This window comes from Bacillus sp. ES1-5, from assembly GCF_022487605.1.
Taxonomy (GTDB): Bacteria; Bacillota; Bacilli; order Bacillales; family Bacillaceae_G; genus Bacillus_A; species Bacillus_A wiedmannii.
On sequence record NZ_JAKVPU010000005.1, the window covers coordinates 145,069 to 163,947 of the forward strand.

The following is an 18,879-nucleotide window of genomic DNA, read 5'->3' on the forward strand; positions in this document are numbered from 1 at the left end:
CTTTTAAAAGAAGTTTTTTTGATTGTATGGTTGTTTTTAATCATATCTAAATTTGAAATCGGATTATGTTCTTGTATGGGATTTGTATAAAGGAACCAATAAATATGATGCGCGTGGAGGTTTAAATGTATCAGATCTATGTTTGTAATACGCTAGAAGCTATACGTAGTAAAAAAAATGAGTGGACTAAATTTGAAAATGAAGCAAAGCATAGAAATATAACGTCTTCTTTTGTTTGGATTGAAAATTTTATCGATGTTTTTTACAAGAGAGAGGATAATCAATTTGGTTATGATAAGAAAGTAATGGTTATTTTCTTATATAAAAATTCAAAATTAGTAGCAATAGCACCATTTATGAAAGTAACACGTAAAAAGTATGGTGTTAAATTAAGTTTGATAGAATTTATAGGACAACAGTGGGCTGGAACTTTTATTGATATTATAGGTAGCGATATAAAAGAACAAGATTTAGAGCAAATTTTTAATTATTTATATGAAAATGAAAAATTTGATTTGCTACAATTGAGCTATATACCACAATCTACAAAGAATTTTAATTTAAATAGTGAGAATATATCTGTTCTATCAGGTTGCCCGTATTTATCTATTAATAAATATGATAATTTTGAAGAATATCGGGATAAAGTTTATTCGAAGAAATTAAAGCAAAATATTAGAACAGCTTTCAATAAGATGGGCAAGCAGCAGTTAGAGTATAATTCTATTATAAAAGAGCTAAGTGAGGATGATTTTAATGATATTATTAGAATCTCAAAGACAAAGTTAGAAGATGAAAAGGGCTGTATTTATCTGGATAAGGATAAACGAGATTTTGTAAAAACTATTAGTAACTGTCTGAATAGCGAAGTTGTATTTTGTAGTATAGATGAGAAAAATGTAGCTTATAGATTAAACTTTTTCTTTAATAATATAAAATTCTGCTTTGACGCATCTTATGATCGAGAATTTAGAGGATTAGAATTGGGTACTATTTCAGTAGAACAAAGTATTAGAGACAGTTTTAATAAAGGAATTAAATTACATTCTGAAGGTACTGGTACTGATTTTTATAAGTTGAAATTTATGAAAGATATTGAGGAAATATATACTTATACAAAAAAAGGAAATACGTTATTTAGTTTTATTTATTATAAAAGACATTTAATAAGACAAAAAAAGTAAAATGAATTAAATATGGTATACGAAGTATGAAAGAACCCTAATAAGGAAAAGAGTGAAAGTAATAGGTGATGGAATTATTTAGTAAGCTCAAAAATAAGGGTGTACGAGGTACATTTAGAAGCATAAGAGAAAAAATTCTTACCATCTCTCATGGTTATCAATTAGATTTAACCAAGTATAATTCTACTAGTGGTAAGGGAGTTTATCCATATCGACTATTGCGTATGAATATAGCACATCTTACTAGTGTCAAAAATCTATATAGCGATGAATTAAGTGATAATAAATATAAAATTTTGGAAGAACGCATTCTCCATAGTCAGGTACATTTACCGTATGTTGTGGAAGATGAAGAGGGAAATATATGTGGTTATTTTCATATTGCCCATGGTGAAACAAGAGATGGAACTATAAATAGTAATATTAAAGTTAATGAAGGCTCAATTTATTTATTTGATGACTATACTTTTATCGACAAACGAGGTAAGGGAGTTCATAAATTTTCAGTCTTATCTCGGTTAGAGTTGGCAAAGGAACTAAAGTGTTCAGTTGCTATAGTAAATATATTAAGTAATAACATGTACTCGAAGCGGACGTATATATCAATAGGATTTAATAAATGTATTTCTTACTATTATATCCATTTTTCTAAGTTTAGAAAAACTATTTCGAAAAATTCACATGTAGCTAACGTATAGATAATTCGGCATTGTAATTTTAATAGGTTGAACAATTAAAAAATATATTTTAAAAAATTAAATAATAAGGACTCGATTTAATCAGGCAATAAATATGAATGGTTTTTTATAATTAAACAGATAACTGGGGATTAGTGAATAAATATGAATATGGACAATAAAAAGGTAGCATCCAATGGATTAATCTATGTAGTTTTTGCAATTTTAACCCAAGTAATAAATATGCTACTTATTCCTTTATATACAAAAAACTTAGCCCAAGTAGAATATGGGAAATATGAATTGTTAAATACAATCCAACAACTATTGTCATTAGCAATTACACTTGAAGTATACTCTGGGATGAAAAGATTTTTTAATGATGTTAAAAATAAGTATCACTTAAAAAATACGGCTTTAAATTTTTCGCTTCTATGGGGAGGCATTTTTTTTATAATTGTATACTTTGTAAGCCCATTTGTTTCAAAATACGTCTTTAATGGGGACCCGCAGATAGCTTTATATCTAAGGATGATGGTGATTAGTTCCATCTTAACATGTTTAATTTCTATATACTCTAGTTTTTATGCAATGGAATTCAAAGCTTTTAAATCAGCAATTATACAGTTAGTTATTCTAGTATTAACCTTATTATTTGCTTCTTATTTTGTTGGAATAATAAGAGAAGGGATTCTTGGTATATTAAAAGCTGTTTTACTTTCAAATTTAATAGTGTTTATTGCTTTGTTTATTTTAAATTTAAAACAATACAGGCCTAAAATCCAGAAGCATTATTTGAAAAAAATGCTTCATTATGGAGGAGGGATGCTACTCGGACAAGTATCAGCATGGATATTAAATTTAGTTGACCGTTTTTTTATAAAAGGTATGGTTGGCTATTCAGCAGTGGCAATGTATTCAATAGCTTATAAAATAGGAATGTTAATAAATCCTGTTTTTATTACGCCATTTGCACAAATTTTTACATCTTTTAAGTTCAAAGTTTATAAGGAAACTAACGGTAAAGAAAAAATACAAAAAATGTTTCATTGGTATAATATTATAGGGTGTTTTTGTATCTTTGGATTAGCCATTTTCGGTAAGATAGCTATAAGTATTTTAGCTACTGATGAATATCTAAGTGCCTATAAGATTATCCCACTAATCACGATTTCATATTTTGTGTGGGGAGTGGGGCAGTTTTATTCTTTAGGGTTACATATTGCTAATAAAATGCTATTAAATTCAGTTATCGTTGTAATTACCGCCATTATAAATATAGTATTAAATATTTTGCTCGTCCCTAAATTAGGTATTAATGGTGCTGCACTTGCAACAATTATTGCCTATTTAATAGCAAACATTCTTTATTATTATTTTAGTGAAAAATATTATAGTTTAGGTCTAGGGCTATGGTACCCATATAAATATTTTATTATATTTCTTTTGCTATATGGAGTTTATATAACTTTAATATCTCCTATAGGAAATTTATATGCCGAATTTTGTTTAGACATACTATTATGTTTAGTATATGTAGTGTTATTAATTTTATTTAGATTCATTACTGTAAAAGAAATAAAAAGATTATTTGACTCAATTGCCAATAGAAGGAAAAAGTGAGTTCACTAAAAAATATCCATAACTAAAATTCTAGAATTAAATGTATGTAAATGTAGGCATTAAAAAATGGTACTAACAAGTATTGCGGTTTTGGGAGTAGAATCAAACCTTTATTGAGGAGAAAATGTTATGAATATCAGTATATGTAAGTGGTTTAATGATGCAGATTCCCCAGTTTTATTTATGATAGATGATCTAGCAAATGTATGGGTAGATACTACTAATAATGGAAAACTGGAATTAGGGGAAGATTGGGGTTATTGGAAGAATGAAGATAATTCTTCTTTTCGATTTTTAAATGAAGACATACTCTCTTTTTTTCCAAACGTGAAGGTTACCTTCTTTGTTCCTGTGGGTATTAGAGTAGGAATGATTGAAAACCCTAAAATACCCTCTGTTTCAAATTTTATAAATTGCGATGAAGAGACTAAAAAATTTTTTAGAGAAATTCATCAAAATCCTAAGTTTGAGCTTACATATCATGGGACGACCCATGGTAAAGTGGGAATAACCAATAATGACTTTAAACAAGAATGGGAATTATTTGAAAGTGTGGAAGAAGCAGTTGCAACAATTGAATATGGTAACGAGATTTTTAAGGATACCACAGGAGAGTATGCTAAGGGTGGGAAGTATTGTGGATATGCAAGTAATCAATATTCAGATGACAGTATAGACAAAGCAGGTTTTTCTTGGTGGTGCAGGTTTTGGAACAAGGGGCTTGAGGAAGAATCAAACTGTGCCATAGGTGGGAAAGACTTTAATCCGTTAACAAATTATGATATTAAATACTTTGGGAAAAATAAAGTAGTAGACATTCCTTCGACTGTAAATGGGGCATTAATGAATGATTTGTTAAAGAAAGAGATTGAATCGTTTAAAGATCTAATAAAAAAAGCTCTTAAAGGAAGTCTAATAAAAAAAAGAATGAAAACAGTAGATTACTTATTAGAAAATAAATTGGTAATCAGTATTCAAGAACATATGGCCCCCTCTCGAGATGACGGTAGAAGACAAGCGCCAAATATCATTGATGATAAATATAGCCTGTTGCATCTGTTTAATTATTTGAAAACCAAGAATGTATGGTATTGTACGGGTAGTGAATTGGCTGATTATGTTTACCTTCGAGATCATATAGAGATTCAAGTAAATGAGAAAAAGAATAGCTTTATTATAAATTGCCCCTTTAAAAGAGATCTTAAAATGAATAATTTAACATTAAGAATAAATAGTATTAACTTGGAAGCTATATTATTGCCTAATGGCGAAAAAATTGAAGTTAGAAATAATAAAGTGAATATCCCTATTATTCAGGGGGAATATAGTTTATCTTTTTCAACTAAAAGAATTGGTGATTATTAAAATGAGTAAAATTTTATTTATTATGTTTGTGTTTTTAGTCTATATATTCATGTTGTTTATGTTTAAAAATAGAGTTTCAAATAGAATTGGAATTGTGTTGATATTAATAACCATTTCTGTGAATTTAGATTATAAATTTTTTATCAATAGCATAGAATATGTATATATACATTTATTTTCTAGTATTATGTTAATGATAGTATTAGCACTAATTGGTTACTCCATGTTACTAAGAACCAAAAGAGTTTATTTACCAAGAGCTAATAATAGAAATAGAAGCTACTTCTATACAATGGGGTTTGTGTATACATTCATTATTGCGTTAATAATTCTACAATATAATACTTTAGAAATATATGATATAGACTTATTTGTACATCATTTGCTGATTTTTTTAACAACTCTATTTTTACTTGTATGGTTTTACTTAACTTCTAAAAATAGTAATAACAAGCAAGGCAATGAAATTATTTTCAAATCAATATTAGTATTTTCGATTGTGAATTCATTGCTTTCAATAATGCAATATATATTTAATAAGAGCTTTTTACTTTCTAATCCAAATGCAAGTATAGATTACACGGAAGGTGTAAAAGTTGTTAAAAGGGTATGGGGAGTTGTTGGTGCAAGTAATGGTGCTGGTAATTTAGGTACAATTCTATTTGCGGTACTATTATACTATCTTTATAAGAATAGAAATTTAATTACCTTAACGGCTTTTATATTAAATTGTATTTTTATATTGTTAACCTTGACGAGAATTGCGTATTTAGCTGTTGGTGTAGAGTTTTTAATATTTATCTTTTTCACATATTTTAAGGATTTAAATTATAAAAAAATATTTACTAGGATTATGCTTATAATTTTATGTATGATTTTCTTCTGTATATTTATATATATATTATACGATAGCGTATATGAAATATTAATATTAGATAGGGGAGCGACGCAATCAAACAGATTTGTTCAATTTGATAAGTCTATAGAAATTGCTATGGCTCATCTTTCTTTAGGTGTTGGTGCAGGACAGTATATTTATAATGCGTATATGTATTATGGTTTTCAAGATATAGTTGTACATTCACAATTTCTAAATGTTCTTGTAGAGCAAGGAATATTTAGCCTTATTGCATATTTATTTGTCTATATTTATATGTTTATAATTCTTATTAAAAAATTTAAAGAGGATATTTGGTTTCCTATAATTTTATTTACAGGGAATTTTATTACTTCAAATTTTAACCCTAACCAATATTATAATGTGTGTATTTTTATATTTATGTTCCTTACATTTGGTTTGATTTTTTATGAAAATAACTTTAATAGTAAAAAGAAAGTAGGTATATAAATGTTAAATGATATAAAAGGAGTTATGATACAATGAAAATTTTATTTATTGCGACGCAACTCCCTCCTTTTATTGGTTCAGGGAATGTACGGGCATTAAATTATATAAACTATTTAAGCCGTTTAGGAAATGAAATAGATGTGATTGCTGTAGATTATCCAAAAGATTCTATTGCCTATGATGAAAATTTAGAAGGGGCATTTGACGAGGAGGTACGTGTTCATCGAGTAAATCCTGGCTTACTTTATAACGTTTCTTATACAAAGAAACCAATCCACAATTTTGGAAGCTCTATCAATGGTAAAAAGACTTCTAGTTTAAAAAAGAAAATTGCTGGTTTTGTAAAAAGAAATATTCTAATTCCAGATCCTTTTTTACAATGGATTAATCCAGCTTATAGAAAAGCATTAGAGTTGCTAGAAGAAAGAGAATATGATTGTATATTTTCTATGCATGAAACACCTTCTAGTCATGTTGTTGCATATAAACTAAAAAAGGCTTATCCCCATTTGCCATGGGTGGGTTATTGGAGTGACCCTTGGAATGGAGATAGCCTAAGAAAAGAAAGGTCTAGCTTTAAAACGTTTATAGAGGAAAAGATTGAGAGGAGTATTATTGGAAAAGTGGATAAATTACTTTTCACTACTAATAGTACAAAAGAGATGTATATTAGTAAGTATAATTTAAAGCCGGAGATTACCGATATTGTATACCGTGGTTATGATGAAAACTTATATCGCAATATAGAGGAAAAAGAAGAAAAGCCGATAGAATTGCAAGAGCAAAAGATTAATATTGTTCATACCGGTACTATATATAAATCATTACGTGATATTACTCCATTGTGTGATGCATTAGATAAATTGAAAATTGAAAACAAGAGTTTGTTTGATAAATTACACTTTATTTTTATTGGTCAATTTGACAAGCAACAAGACGAGTTGAAATTAAAAGAATTTGAAAATGTAACAATAAAACCATTAATTCCTTATAAGGAAGCGTTAAAGTATGTAGTATATGCTGATGTGTTGTTATTATATGGAAATAAAAATAGTACTCAAGTTCCTGGTAAAGTATATGAATATCTAGGAAGTAAAGCCCCTATCTGGACAATACTAGGGGATGAAAGTGATGAATTAAGTCATCTTGTAAACCAAGTTGATAAAGGGCCTACAGTTTTGAACAAAGAAGATAGTATTTTGAACGCAATTAAATCTCTATATGCTACTTCAGTAGGAGAAGTTTCAAATGAGGCTTGGAATAGACCGGCAGTGGATTATAAATGGATTAATGTTGGTAAAGATTTAGGAGAGAAGCTATCTATTAAAAGATAGTTATAGACAACATGTTTTATGTTGTTGAAGGTATTTTTGAAATAGAGGTGGGATTAAAATGAGGATTCTGCATATCTCATTAGGTTTACCCCCATTTCGTACAGGTGGGTTAACAAAATATTCGGTAGACTTAATGCTTGAACAATTAATCGAGCATGATGTATTTCTTCTATATCCTGGAAAGTTTACGACTTCAAGCAAACTAGCTATTAAAAAGAATAAATCATATAGAAACATAGGGGTTTACGAGATTGTAAACCCCTTACCTATTTCCCTGTTAAATGGTATTAATCAACCACAACTATTTATGAAAAAAGTGGAGAAGAAAATTTATGAAGGGTATTTAAAGAAAATAAGTCCAGATGTAATTCACGTGCATACTTTGATGGGAATACATAAAGAGTTTTTTGAAGTAGCAAAGGATCTATCTATAAAGCTAGTATTCACTACACATGATTATTTTGGTCTTTGTCCCAAGGTTAATCTCATGGATGCGGAAGGAAATATTTGCGAAGATTTCAATTCTGGTCGTAATTGTCTATCGTGTAATACTAATGCTCTTAGTTCTCCGATGATTTATGTTATGCAATCATATCCATATAGATATTTAAAGGATAGTATTATTGTGAAATCACTAAGGGAATTTAAAAAAAAGCAAGTTAAAAAGAGTGTAGAAGTACCTAGTATACCGGAAAAGGTAACAAAATTAGATGATAATCTAGCTATTCAATATGTAGAGTTACGCAAGTATTATTTAGAAGTGTTTAAATTAATAAACTATTTCCATTTTAATAGTTCTGTTGCAAAAGAACAGTTTGAAAGTTTTCTAGACTTAAAAGGAAAAGTCATTTCCATTAGTCATAGCAATATTTATGATCACCGTAGAGAGCGTTTTTCTAGAAAGAAAAACAGCTCGATTTTAAGATTGGGATATTTGGGTCCAATAGATGTGTATAAAGGCTTTTATGCTTTAAAGGATACGTTGGATTCCTTAAAAGGGAATGGATATAAAAATTGGCACTTAGATGTATATGGTGATTTTATAAATAATCCAGAAACCTATAGTCCAGAGCATTATACTTTTCATGGTCGATATGAATATAGTCAGTTGAAGGAAATGTTTGATCAAATTGATTTATTAATTATTCCAAGCGTTTGGAAAGAAACATTTGGATTTATTGGCCTAGAGGCTCAATCTTATGGTGTTCCTATCATACTTTCTGAACACGTCGGATTTAAGGACTTAATAGAAGATGGAGAAACTGGATTTATTTATAAGGCGGATGGAAATGACTTTGCAAATAAATTGTCTTTAATATTGGACAATCCTTCGGTATTAGAGAAGATAAATGAAAATATATCAAAAGTGAAATTCCCTTACATTATGAAACAACATACTAATGAAATAATAAACCTATATCACGAGGTAAGAGCAGGAGTAGAAGAATAAATGAAACATGTATTTATCATCGGATCTAAAGGAATTCCCGCAAAATATGGTGGATTCGAAACATTTGTAGAATACTTAACAGCTCGAAAGCAAAGCGAAGATATTCAGTATCACGTATCTTGCCTAGCTAATAATAATGATGAGTTCAAGCATAATAGTGCAAGATGCTTTAATGTAAAAACACCTGAAATCGGTAGTGCTAAAGCAGTAGCATACGATATTTTAAGTTTAAAAGAGTGCATTCGTTATATTAAAAGAAATAACCTTACAAATTGTATTGTTTACGTGCTTGCTTGTCGTATTGGCCCGTTCTTTTCTTTCTATAAAAATAAATTAGAAAAAATGGGCGTAAAGGTTTTTGTAAATCCAGATGGGCATGAGTGGAAAAGAAGTAAATGGAGTCCTGCTATCAGAACATATTGGAAAATATCTGAGAAATTAATGGTTAAACATGCAGATGTATTAGTATGTGATTCTAAAGGAATTGAGTCATATATTAAAACAGATTATAAACAATTTAGCCCTAAGACGACATTCATTGCTTATGGTGCTGATGTCACATCATCATCTTTGAAAGACGATGATGTAAAATTAAATGAATGGTATAAGAAACATGATATAAGTGCTAATGAATATTACTTAGTAGTCGGTCGTTTTGTTCCAGAGAACAACTATGAATTAATGGTTCGCGAATTTATGAAATCAGATTCTAAGAAAGACTTTGTTATTATCTCTAACGTTGAACAAAATCAATTTTATCAAGATTTATTGGCAACGACGAATTTTGATAAAGATCCTCGTGTTAAGTTTGTTGGAACTGTATATGATCAAGAATTATTGAAGAAAGTTCGTGAGAATGCATTTGCATATTTCCATGGACATGAAGTAGGTGGAACGAATCCATCATTATTAGAGGCACTGGCTTCTACAAAATTAAATATGCTTTTAGATGTAGTGTTTAATAAAGAGGTTGGGGAAGAAGGAGCTGTTTATTTCACTAAAGAAAGTGGCTCTTTAACTAACTTAATTCATGAAGTTGAGCAATATTCGCAAGAGCAGATTAGTGAGATGAGTGGTAAGGCGAAAGATAGAATTATCCATGAATACTCATGGGAGAAAATCGTAAATGATTATGAATCTTTATTTTTAAAGTCATAACAGAAATTAGAAGGGGATGAATCTGAACAGGTTTGTTCCCTATTTCTATGATATAAAAGGGAGTGCGAGTAATTTATGAAAGGTATTATTCTAGCTGGAGGCAGTGGAACGCGATTATATCCACTGACACAAGCGGTATCAAAGCAATTGTTACCTGTATATGATAAGCCAATGATTTATTATCCATTATCGGTATTAATGCTTGCTGGTATTCGAGAAATTTTAATTATATCTACACCACAGGATACACCCCGTTTTAAGGAGTTGCTGGGAGATGGTTCACAGTTTGGAATAAAGCTTGAATATGCTGTGCAGCCTTCACCAGATGGATTAGCTCAGGCATTTATTATTGGAGAAGAGTTTATTGGCGATGACTCTGTAGCTCTTGTTCTTGGTGATAATTTATTCTATGGACATGGTTTAACAAAATTATTACAAAACGCTGTAGAACGTCAAAAAGGGGCAACTGTTTTTGGGTATTATGTAAATGATCCAGAACGTTTTGGGGTAGTGGAATTTGATGAAGATGGAAAGGCTATTTCTATTGAAGAGAAACCTCAAGAGCCAAAATCGCAGTATGCTGTAACAGGTTTATATTTCTATGACAATCGGGTAGTGGAAATTGCAAAAAATATCAAGCCGTCACCTCGTGGTGAATTAGAAATTACTGATATAAATAAAGTGTATTTACAATTAAAAGAATTGCACGTTGAAATTCTTGGACGTGGTTTTTCTTGGTTAGACTCTGGTACGCACGAGTCATTATTAGAAGCATCTCAATTTATTGAAACAATTGAAAAACGTCAAAGTTTAAAGGTAGCTTGTTTAGAGGAGATAGCATTTAGAAAAGGATATATTACCCGTGAGCAACTACTTAAATTAGCAGAGCCAATGAAGAAAAATCAATATGGCCAATATTTAATTCGATTAGCAGAACAAAGTAAACAAAAACAACCAATTTATCAATAAAGGAGTACGGATAATGAAGATTATTGAAACTAAAATCAAAGATGTAGTTATTTTAGAACCTAAAGTATTTGGCGATCATCGCGGTTATTTTATGGAAAGTTATAATAAAGAGGTTTTTGATAAGCTGGGTCTAGATTACGAATTTATTCAGGATAACCAATCTTTATCTGTACCAGCTGGAACATTAAGAGGATTACATTTTCAATTAAACCCTAAAGCACAGACAAAGATAGTACGTTGTATTACAGGTGCTATTTATGATGTAGCTGTTGATATTCGTAAAGGATCGTCTACATATGGTCAGTGGGTGGGTGTTATTTTAAGTGAACATAATAAACGTCAATTAGTTGTGCCGAAAGGGTTTGCACACGGATTTTGTACATTAGTGCCGAATTCGACAGTGGCGTATAAAGTAGATGAATGCTATTCTCCTGATCATGATGCGGGCATTCTATGGAATGATCCAGCATTAGGAATCGATTGGCCGGTAAGTGAACCGATTCTTTCAGAAAAAGATACTAAACATCCACTATTAGAAGAAGCAAATATCAATTTTGTGTATGAGAAATAAGGAGGAATAACATGAAAGTATTAGTAACAGGTGGCGCAGGATTTATTGGAAGTAACTTTGTTCGATATATGGTGAAGAAGTACCCTGAATATAATATTGTAAACTTAGATGCATTAACATATGCAGGTAACTTAGAAAATCTAAAAGATATTGAAGTATTATCTAATTATAAATTTGTCAAAGGTGATATAGCAGATCGTCAATTTATTAATCAATTATTTAAAGAAGAAAATTTTGATTATGTATTAAATTTTGCAGCAGAATCGCATGTTGATAGAAGTATTACAAATCCTGATATCTTTATTCAAACGAATATTCAAGGTACACAAGTATTATTAGATGCTGCAAAAAATGCAGAAGTAAAAAAATACTTACAAGTTTCTACGGATGAGGTATATGGAACTTTAGGGGAAACAGGTTATTTTACGGAAGAAACACCATTGGCATCAAATAGTCCATATAGTTCAAGTAAGGCTGGTGCTGACCTATTAGTTCGTGCTTATCATGAAACGTTTGGATTGCCTGTAAATATTACGCGTTGTTCAAATAATTATGGACCGTTCCACTTCCCGGAGAAGTTAATTCCTCTAATGATAATTAATGCATTGAACGATAAGCAATTGCCTGTATATGGAGATGGTTTAAATGTACGTGATTGGTTACATGTGGAAGACCATTGTCAGGCAATTGATTTAGTACTTCATAAAGGTGAAAATGGCGAAGTGTACAATGTGGGTGGAAACAATGAACGTACAAATATTGAAATTGTAAAAACAATCTTAAAAGCATTGAATAAATCAGAGTCTCTAATTAAGTATGTTACAGATCGTCCAGGTCATGATCGACGCTATGCAATTGATGCTACAAAACTTCGTGAAGAGTTAGGTTGGTCGCCGAAGTATAACTTTGATACAGGTATTGAACAAACTATTAAATGGTATTTAGAAAATCAAGATTGGTGGAAAAATATTATTTCTGGAGAATACCAAGAATACTTCAAGAATCAATATGCCAATAGATTAGAGGTATAAAACATGAAAGTATTAGTAACAGGGGCCAAAGGTCAGTTAGGACAAGATGTATTATGTTTACTAGAAAATCAACCATGGGAAGTTTTTGGATTTGGTAGAGAAGAGCTAGATATTACAAATGAAGAAAAAGTACGTGAAAAAGTACTATCTATAAAACCGGATATTATTATTCATACAGCAGCATATACACAAGTGGATCAAGCTGAGAGTGATGAAGAAATTGCTTTTAAGGTTAATGCTGAAGGAACAAAATATTTAGCACAAGCAGCTGAAGCGGTGGGAGCAAAGTTTTGTTATGTAAGTACTGATTACGTTTTTGATGGTACGAAAAATGAACCATATAAAGTGGATGATCAAACCAATCCTCAGACTGTATATGGTAGATCAAAATTAGTTGGGGAACAGTATACACAAAAGTATTGCTCAAAAAGTTATATTGTTAGAACCTCGTGGGTATTTGGTTTATACGGTAATAATTTTGTGAAGACGATGTTGCGTTTAGCAAAAGAGAAGAAAGAATTAGGAGTTGTTCATGATCAAGTCGGTTCACCAACTTATACAACTGATTTAGCGAGTTTTATTATTAATCTTGTACAATCTGATAAGTATGGGATATATCATGGTTCTAACTCAGGAGTTTGCTCATGGTATGAGTTTGCGAAAGAGGTATTCAAGCAATCTAATATTGAAATAGTAGTTAATCCGCTAACAACAGAAGATTTTCCAAGGCCTGCTGCACGCCCTAAATATTCGGTGCTAAATAACGGGATGGTTGAGGAAACTGGATTTGAATCGTTCCAAGATTGGAAAGAAGCATTAAAAGATTTTCTCAAAAAGTTGTAAGGTAGTGAAAGGATTAGTGGTTTACAAATGATTTGTAAATCTGTATAGTTTTATGAGGAATAATAGTTATTAAATATAAGATTTCCGAATTTGTTACCCGAAAGAAGGAAAAACGATGAAGAAAAAGATTCTATTCTGGATTCTAGGTATCATTGGCGTTCTTGTTATTGCTGGTGGTGTATATGCATATACTGTATATTCTAATGTGTCTAATGCGTTAAATACAGTGCATAAGCCTTTGGATCGTGATAAGTCCGATAAGCGAGATAAGAAAGTAGAGATTGCAGATAATAAACCTATATCTATTTTATTAATGGGTGTAGACCAAGAAGATAATGGAACAGGTAGATCAGATTCACTTATGTTATTTACTTTAAATCCAAAAACAAAATCTATGAAAATTACAAGTATTCCACGTGATTCTTATACAGAAATTGTTGGTAAAGGTAAAAAAGATAAAATCAACCACGCTTATGCTTTCGGTGGCATTGATATGTCTGTAAAAACAGTAGAGAATTTTCTTAATGTACCAGTTGATCATTACATCGAAGTAAACATGGCTGGGTTCAAAGATATTGTAGATGCTGTTGGCGGTGTTGATGTTAATAACGATTTGGAGTTTACATCGAGGGATCAACATTTTGCTAAAGGTAATATCCATTTAAACGGTGAAACTGCATTAAAGTATACTCGCATGCGTTATGAAGATCCACGCGGTGACTTTGGCCGTCAAATGCGCCAACGTCAAGTTATCCAAGCGGTAATTAAAAAAGGTGCAAGTGTATCTTCTTTAGCAAGTTATGGTGATGTATTAAAAGCAATTGAGAAAAATGTTAAAACAAGTTTAACGCAAGATCAAATGTTTGATATTCAAAAGAACTATAAAGATTGCATGGAGAATAGTGAAGAAATCCAAATTCCAGGTGACGGCCACAAAGCTGCTGATGGTATTTGGTACTACTACGTTCCAGATGCAGCGAAACAAGATATTACGAATAAGTTAAGAGCGCATCTTGAAGTGACTAAGTAATATGTAATAACCCAACTCCTTTGGTAGGAGTTGGGTTTATTTTTGCATGGATTTATATTAATATTATATATTGTGAGATTAATAGATGAGGTGAATCGATGAATAAGAAAGCAGTACTTGTCCTAGTTATTTTTGTATTGTTTGTCGCTTCGGTTGTGAGCGGTAAATTGTACTGGAATAAGAAGATTGCGAATGCGACGGGACAGACGAGTGAAGTAACGAAAACGAAGTCTGAAGTGAAAGATAGCGGAGCGAAGAAAACAGAGAAAAAACAAGATGCGAAGTCATCTTTTAATGAAGCATATGCGAAGAATTTACCAGATGAAGTGAAAGAGAAGTTAAAGAAAGCTGCTGAGGATAAAAAGGCAGTAAACCTTGTGATTGTTGGTGATGAAGCTTCTTCATCTGAAAAAGATGCTTGGGCAGCTAAGTTAATGGGTAATTTAGAAACGGCTTACGGTAAAGGTTTATGGAATGTGACAGTAAAAGAATATAAGGGTGAAAGCACAGACGAATTAATCGCAAATAAGCGTGATAAAGAGATTGCGAAAGAAAATCCAGATGTGATTTTATTCGAGCCACCGTTTATTACTGACAATGGTAAAACTGGTAATGGAAACTCTGTTGCGAGTACACAGAAATTTGTACAAGCACTTTCTACTAGTGCAAAGGGTGCTACGATTATGATTCAACCACCAAACCCAGTGTATGGTGCGAAGAATTATCCGAAGGCAATTGAGGCATTAAAGCAACTTGCGACACAAAATGGTTATACATATGTAGATCATTGGGGAGCATGGCCTGATGCATCAACGAAGGCTATCCTGCCATATTTAACAGAAGAGTTTGGCTTCCCAAGTGCTAAAGGACATGAGGTTTGGGCACAATATGTAACGGATTATTTCGTTGCTAAGTAATAAAGGTACACAAAAGGTATACGAGCAATCGTATACCTTTTATAATAAGTAAGTGAATAAGAAATCCTAATATATGTAGGAGGAAGACAATGAACTCAATTCTAATCTGCGGCGGAGCTGGTTATATCGGTTCTCACGCTGTGAAAAAATTAGTAGACGAAGGTTTATCTGTAGTAGTAGTAGATAACTTACAAACGGGTCATGAAGATGCAATTACGGAAGGTGCGAAGTTTTATAATGGAGACCTTCGTGATAAAGCATTTTTAAGAGATGTTTTTACACAAGAAAATATTGAGGCAGTTATGCATTTCGCAGCTGATTCTTTAGTTGGAGTTAGTATGGAGAAACCTCTTCAATATTATAATAACAATGTGTACGGTGCACTTTGCTTATTAGAGGTAATGGATGAGTTTAAGGTAGATAAGTTTATTTTCTCTTCTACTGCGGCGACGTATGGTGAGGTAGATGTAGACCTTATTACTGAGGAGACGATGACAAATCCAACGAATACGTATGGAGAAACGAAGTTAGCAATCGAGAAGATGCTTCATTGGTATAGCCAAGCTTCTAATTTACGTTATAAGATTTTCAGATACTTTAACGTGGCTGGTGCAACTCCAAATGGTATTATTGGAGAAGATCACCGCCCAGAGACGCATTTAATTCCTCTTGTACTGCAAGTGGCGTTAGGTCAACGTGAGAAGATTATGATGTTTGGTGAGGATTATAATACACCAGATGGTACTTGTATCCGTGATTATATTCATGTTGAAGATTTAGTGGCAGCTCACTTCTTAGGACTTAAAGACCTACAGAACGGCGGAGAGAGTGATTTCTATAACTTAGGAAATGGTAATGGTTTCAGCGTGAAAGAAATCGTTGATGCAGTTCGTGAAGTTACAAATCATGAAATTCCTGCTGAGGTAGCGCCACGTCGTGCGGGAGATCCAGCACGTTTAGTTGCTTCTTCTCAGAAAGCGAAAGAGAAGTTAGGTTGGGATCCTAAGTATGTAAATGTGAAGACAATCATTGAGCATGCTTGGAATTGGCATCAGAAGCAACCTAATGGGTATGCTAAATAAAATATAATAAGTGAAAGAGAGGGTATTGTCGTTCAACATATGTTCGACAATACCCTCTCTTTTTTTATAAGATTTTTGCTATACTAAACTGTACTATAATACGGGATGAAAGGAGGAGAATAATGAAAATACTGGTAGTTGATGATGAATCGAGTATTCGTAATTTGATTCGGATGCAGTTGGAGATGGAAGGGTATGAAGTGCTCACGGCGGCTGATGGAAGAGAAGCTTTAGAGAAATGGAATGAAGTGCCGGATGTACTGATTTTGGATGTCATGCTTCCAGATACAGATGGGTATGAGTTGCTTCGCTTGTTCCGTGAGAAGAATAGGGATATTCCAGTGCTCATGTTAACTGCAAAGAGTCAGATGAATGATAAATTGCTTGGCTTGCAGCTTGGTGCAGATGATTACGTGACGAAGCCGTTTAATTATGCTGAGCTTATTCTTCGGATCAAGAATATGACAAGGCGTGTGAAGAAGACAGAGGTAACGGTAAGTCATGAAGTAATCGGAGCGGGAGAGATAACGATTTGTCCTAAGGAAAGAAAAGTGCATGTTAGTGGACAAGAAATTCAGTTAACGTACCGAGAGTTTAATTTATGTCAGTTGTTTGTTTCCAATCCGCAGCGTGTATTTATGAGAGATGAGTTACTTGAGAAAGTATGGGGATTTGAGTATATCGGAAATACGAGAGCGGTTGATATTATGGTGCAAAGACTGCGGAAGAAGCTAGGGAATAGCGGGGAATATATTAAGACAATTTATGGCGTTGGCTATAAACTAGATTGTTAAGTGGTGATGGTATGTCTTTAAAAAGAAATATGGTGTTTGGAATAGTGGGACTGTTAATCCCGATTTTTGTTCTTTTGTACGGGGTTGTTTATATTACGTTAGAAAAGAATATGTATCATAACGCAGCAAATTCTTTAGAGAAATTAAGTGTAGAAGCACAAATTTATACGATGAATTATTTAGAGAAGGAAGCAGAGGTAGAGACGCTCGGTCCGAATTCACTTTTAATTGCTTCGTATTTAGCGAAGCGCATGGATGTACGTGTACAGATGATTGGGAAGAATGGAGATGTTGTTGCGGATACGCAAAAAGGAGCGCTTCTTCATCGGAACATTGATATTGAGAGCTCTTTGAAGGGGAAGAAGTCTTATGTTTTTGAAGAGGGAGACCCAGCTCCAATTCTTTTGTTTTCAAGCCCAGTTTATTATGGAAACGATGTCATCGGAAGTGTTCGTTTTATAAATGAGTTAACGGGTGAGAAGGAAGTTTTAACAAATGTTGGCTGGACGTTCTTAATGACGTCTCTTTGTCTAGTAGCTGCGGGTATTTTCTTTGCAATTCGTTTGGCAAAGTCTCTTCATAAGCCAATTGATCAGTTAAGACAAATGGCAAAGCGGCTTGCGAATGGGGATTATAAAAGCAAGATTGAGCTAAATGAATATGTGGAAATTGCTCAGCTTTCAGCATCTTTTAATGCAATGGCCGATGGAATTGAACTGCATATTAAGCAATTGAAAGAGGAGAAAGAGAAGCAGAAAGATTTCTTAGACCGTATTACACATGAGCTAAAAACACCGCTAACGGCGATTATTGGCTATGTGGATTTAATTCCGAAGTTAAAGGCGAAGGAAGATCTAAAGGAAAGCCTGCGTTATGTGGCTGTAGAAAGTGAGCGTTTATTATCACTTGTAGAGGAATTACTTAAGTCTTCAAAGTATGGGACGAGTACGTTTGAAGTGTCACCTACAGTTGTGAATATAAAGGAATTGACAGAAGAAGCTGTTTCAATTGTGAAACCTCGCATGCAGAAATTTGAGATTGAAGTGATAAATGAGTTAACAGATGTACATGTTGTTGCGGATTTCGATAAGACGAAACAGATCTTCTTAAACGTACTTGATAATGCGATAAAATATAGCGATGCTACGCAAATTCGTATGAATGTAATTGTAAATGAACGTGAGGCAAAGGTTTTTGTTCATGATGATGGCATTGGTATAGATGAAGGTGTGCTTGCAGAGTGGAATGAATCGCCAGAAGGGAAGGTACTTCCTTCTAGTTACGGGAATGGTTACGGTTTGTATATTTGTCAGGAGATTATGAATAAGCAGGGCGGAAGTATGCGAATTGAGAGTAGTGAAGAAATAGGCACTACAATATTTATTACATTCTTGCTTCCGAGACGAATGGAAGACATAAAAAACTTGAAAGCGGTTAAATGATACATTTATGAAACAATTATGCGGTATTTTCGAAACAACGTTTTTTTATCTTGGAGGTAGG

The 18,879-nt window shown here is 32.4% G+C and carries 17 protein-coding genes; all 17 read left to right on the forward strand.

Annotated elements, in window-relative coordinates; translation table 11 throughout:
* Positions 1 to 125: 125 nt before the first annotated feature.
* The 17 genes from MKO96_RS17635 (at position 126) to MKO96_RS17715 (ending at position 18,818) form a co-directional block, all read left to right on the forward strand.
* Positions 126 to 1,184, forward strand: coding sequence for a GNAT family N-acetyltransferase (locus MKO96_RS17635; RefSeq protein WP_240588223.1), 1,059 nt, complete (start codon positions 126 to 128; stop codon positions 1,182 to 1,184).
* Between the two features lie 65 nt (positions 1,185 to 1,249).
* Complete coding sequence (locus MKO96_RS17640) at positions 1,250 to 1,882, forward strand: GNAT family N-acetyltransferase (protein WP_240588224.1); 633 nt, start codon at positions 1,250 to 1,252, stop codon at positions 1,880 to 1,882.
* 144 nt (positions 1,883 to 2,026) lie between these two features.
* On the forward strand, positions 2,027 to 3,484 hold the full coding sequence (locus tag MKO96_RS17645) for a lipopolysaccharide biosynthesis protein (protein ID WP_240588225.1): 1,458 nt from the start codon (positions 2,027 to 2,029) through the stop codon (positions 3,482 to 3,484).
* 129 nt (positions 3,485 to 3,613) lie between these two features.
* Positions 3,614 to 4,849 carry a hypothetical protein gene (locus MKO96_RS17650; protein WP_240588226.1) on the forward strand — a complete coding sequence of 412 codons (1,236 nt, stop codon included), beginning with the start codon at positions 3,614 to 3,616 and terminating at the stop codon, positions 4,847 to 4,849.
* A 1-nt stretch (position 4,850) separates the two neighbouring features.
* Positions 4,851 to 6,197 (forward strand): O-antigen ligase family protein, encoded by a 1,347-nt coding sequence (locus MKO96_RS17655; protein WP_240588227.1) that lies wholly within the window; start codon positions 4,851 to 4,853, stop codon positions 6,195 to 6,197.
* A gap of 32 nt (positions 6,198 to 6,229) precedes the next feature.
* Positions 6,230 to 7,531 (forward strand): glycosyltransferase, encoded by a 1,302-nt coding sequence (locus MKO96_RS17660; RefSeq protein ID WP_240588228.1) that lies wholly within the window; start codon positions 6,230 to 6,232, stop codon positions 7,529 to 7,531.
* Positions 7,532 to 7,664: 133 nt separating this feature from the next.
* Entirely contained in the window at positions 7,665 to 8,981 is a 1,317-nt protein-coding gene (locus MKO96_RS17665) for a glycosyltransferase (RefSeq protein WP_240588229.1), read from the forward strand.
* Complete coding sequence (cps2T, locus tag MKO96_RS17670) at positions 8,982 to 10,139, forward strand: beta 1-4 rhamnosyltransferase Cps2T (protein ID WP_240588230.1); 1,158 nt, start codon at positions 8,982 to 8,984, stop codon at positions 10,137 to 10,139. It abuts the gene before it with no gap.
* Positions 10,140 to 10,214: 75 nt separating this feature from the next.
* Entirely contained in the window at positions 10,215 to 11,108 is an 894-nt protein-coding gene (gene rfbA / locus MKO96_RS17675; RefSeq protein ID WP_098202150.1) for a glucose-1-phosphate thymidylyltransferase RfbA, read from the forward strand.
* Between the two features lie 13 nt (positions 11,109 to 11,121).
* Positions 11,122 to 11,679 carry a dTDP-4-dehydrorhamnose 3,5-epimerase gene (gene rfbC / locus MKO96_RS17680; protein WP_240588231.1) on the forward strand — a complete coding sequence of 186 codons (558 nt, stop codon included), beginning with the start codon at positions 11,122 to 11,124 and terminating at the stop codon, positions 11,677 to 11,679.
* 11 nt (positions 11,680 to 11,690) lie between these two features.
* Positions 11,691 to 12,710 (forward strand): dTDP-glucose 4,6-dehydratase, encoded by a 1,020-nt coding sequence (gene rfbB, locus MKO96_RS17685; protein ID WP_240588232.1) that lies wholly within the window; start codon positions 11,691 to 11,693, stop codon positions 12,708 to 12,710.
* A 3-nt stretch (positions 12,711 to 12,713) separates the two neighbouring features.
* Complete coding sequence (rfbD, locus tag MKO96_RS17690; protein ID WP_240588233.1) at positions 12,714 to 13,553, forward strand: dTDP-4-dehydrorhamnose reductase; 840 nt, start codon at positions 12,714 to 12,716, stop codon at positions 13,551 to 13,553.
* 115 nt (positions 13,554 to 13,668) lie between these two features.
* Entirely contained in the window at positions 13,669 to 14,583 is a 915-nt protein-coding gene (tagU, locus tag MKO96_RS17695; RefSeq protein ID WP_087983253.1) for a polyisoprenyl-teichoic acid--peptidoglycan teichoic acid transferase TagU, read from the forward strand.
* 98 nt (positions 14,584 to 14,681) lie between these two features.
* A complete protein-coding gene (locus MKO96_RS17700) occupies positions 14,682 to 15,500 on the forward strand; it encodes an SGNH/GDSL hydrolase family protein (RefSeq protein ID WP_087983252.1) in 819 nt (272 codons plus the stop codon).
* Between the two features lie 89 nt (positions 15,501 to 15,589).
* Positions 15,590 to 16,582 carry a UDP-glucose 4-epimerase GalE gene (gene galE / locus MKO96_RS17705; protein ID WP_098653680.1) on the forward strand — a complete coding sequence of 331 codons (993 nt, stop codon included), beginning with the start codon at positions 15,590 to 15,592 and terminating at the stop codon, positions 16,580 to 16,582.
* Between the two features lie 122 nt (positions 16,583 to 16,704).
* The gene (locus MKO96_RS17710; protein WP_087983251.1) at positions 16,705 to 17,376 is read left to right on the forward strand and encodes a response regulator transcription factor; all 672 of its coding nucleotides are present in this window, start codon (positions 16,705 to 16,707) and stop codon (positions 17,374 to 17,376) included.
* Positions 17,377 to 17,387: 11 nt separating this feature from the next.
* On the forward strand, positions 17,388 to 18,818 hold the full coding sequence (locus MKO96_RS17715; RefSeq protein ID WP_240588234.1) for a HAMP domain-containing sensor histidine kinase: 1,431 nt from the start codon (positions 17,388 to 17,390) through the stop codon (positions 18,816 to 18,818).
* Positions 18,819 to 18,879 lie beyond the last annotated feature (61 nt).

Bases quoted from the DNA above. Each gene is read 5' to 3' on its own strand.
- galE (WP_098653680.1), top strand. From the start codon at position 15,590: ATGAACTCAATTCTAATCTGCGGCGGAGCTGGTTATATCGGTTCTCAC.
- cps2T (WP_240588230.1), top strand. From the start codon at position 8,982: ATGAAACATGTATTTATCATCGGATCTAAAGGAATTCCCGCAAAATAT.
- rfbD (WP_240588233.1), top strand. From the start codon at position 12,714: ATGAAAGTATTAGTAACAGGGGCCAAAGGTCAGTTAGGACAAGATGTA.
- MKO96_RS17650 (WP_240588226.1), top strand. From the start codon at position 3,614: ATGAATATCAGTATATGTAAGTGGTTTAATGATGCAGATTCCCCAGTT.
- rfbB (WP_240588232.1), top strand. From the start codon at position 11,691: ATGAAAGTATTAGTAACAGGTGGCGCAGGATTTATTGGAAGTAACTTT.
- MKO96_RS17655 (WP_240588227.1), top strand. From the start codon at position 4,851: ATGAGTAAAATTTTATTTATTATGTTTGTGTTTTTAGTCTATATATTC.
- MKO96_RS17700 (WP_087983252.1), top strand. From the start codon at position 14,682: ATGAATAAGAAAGCAGTACTTGTCCTAGTTATTTTTGTATTGTTTGTC.
- tagU (WP_087983253.1), top strand. From the start codon at position 13,669: ATGAAGAAAAAGATTCTATTCTGGATTCTAGGTATCATTGGCGTTCTT.
- MKO96_RS17645 (WP_240588225.1), top strand. From the start codon at position 2,027: ATGAATATGGACAATAAAAAGGTAGCATCCAATGGATTAATCTATGTA.
- MKO96_RS17665 (WP_240588229.1), top strand. From the start codon at position 7,665: ATGCTTGAACAATTAATCGAGCATGATGTATTTCTTCTATATCCTGGA.
- rfbA (WP_098202150.1), top strand. From the start codon at position 10,215: ATGAAAGGTATTATTCTAGCTGGAGGCAGTGGAACGCGATTATATCCA.
- MKO96_RS17635 (WP_240588223.1), top strand. From the start codon at position 126: ATGTATCAGATCTATGTTTGTAATACGCTAGAAGCTATACGTAGTAAA.
- MKO96_RS17715 (WP_240588234.1), top strand. From the start codon at position 17,388: ATGTCTTTAAAAAGAAATATGGTGTTTGGAATAGTGGGACTGTTAATC.
- MKO96_RS17710 (WP_087983251.1), top strand. From the start codon at position 16,705: ATGAAAATACTGGTAGTTGATGATGAATCGAGTATTCGTAATTTGATT.
- MKO96_RS17660 (WP_240588228.1), top strand. From the start codon at position 6,230: ATGAAAATTTTATTTATTGCGACGCAACTCCCTCCTTTTATTGGTTCA.
- rfbC (WP_240588231.1), top strand. From the start codon at position 11,122: ATGAAGATTATTGAAACTAAAATCAAAGATGTAGTTATTTTAGAACCT.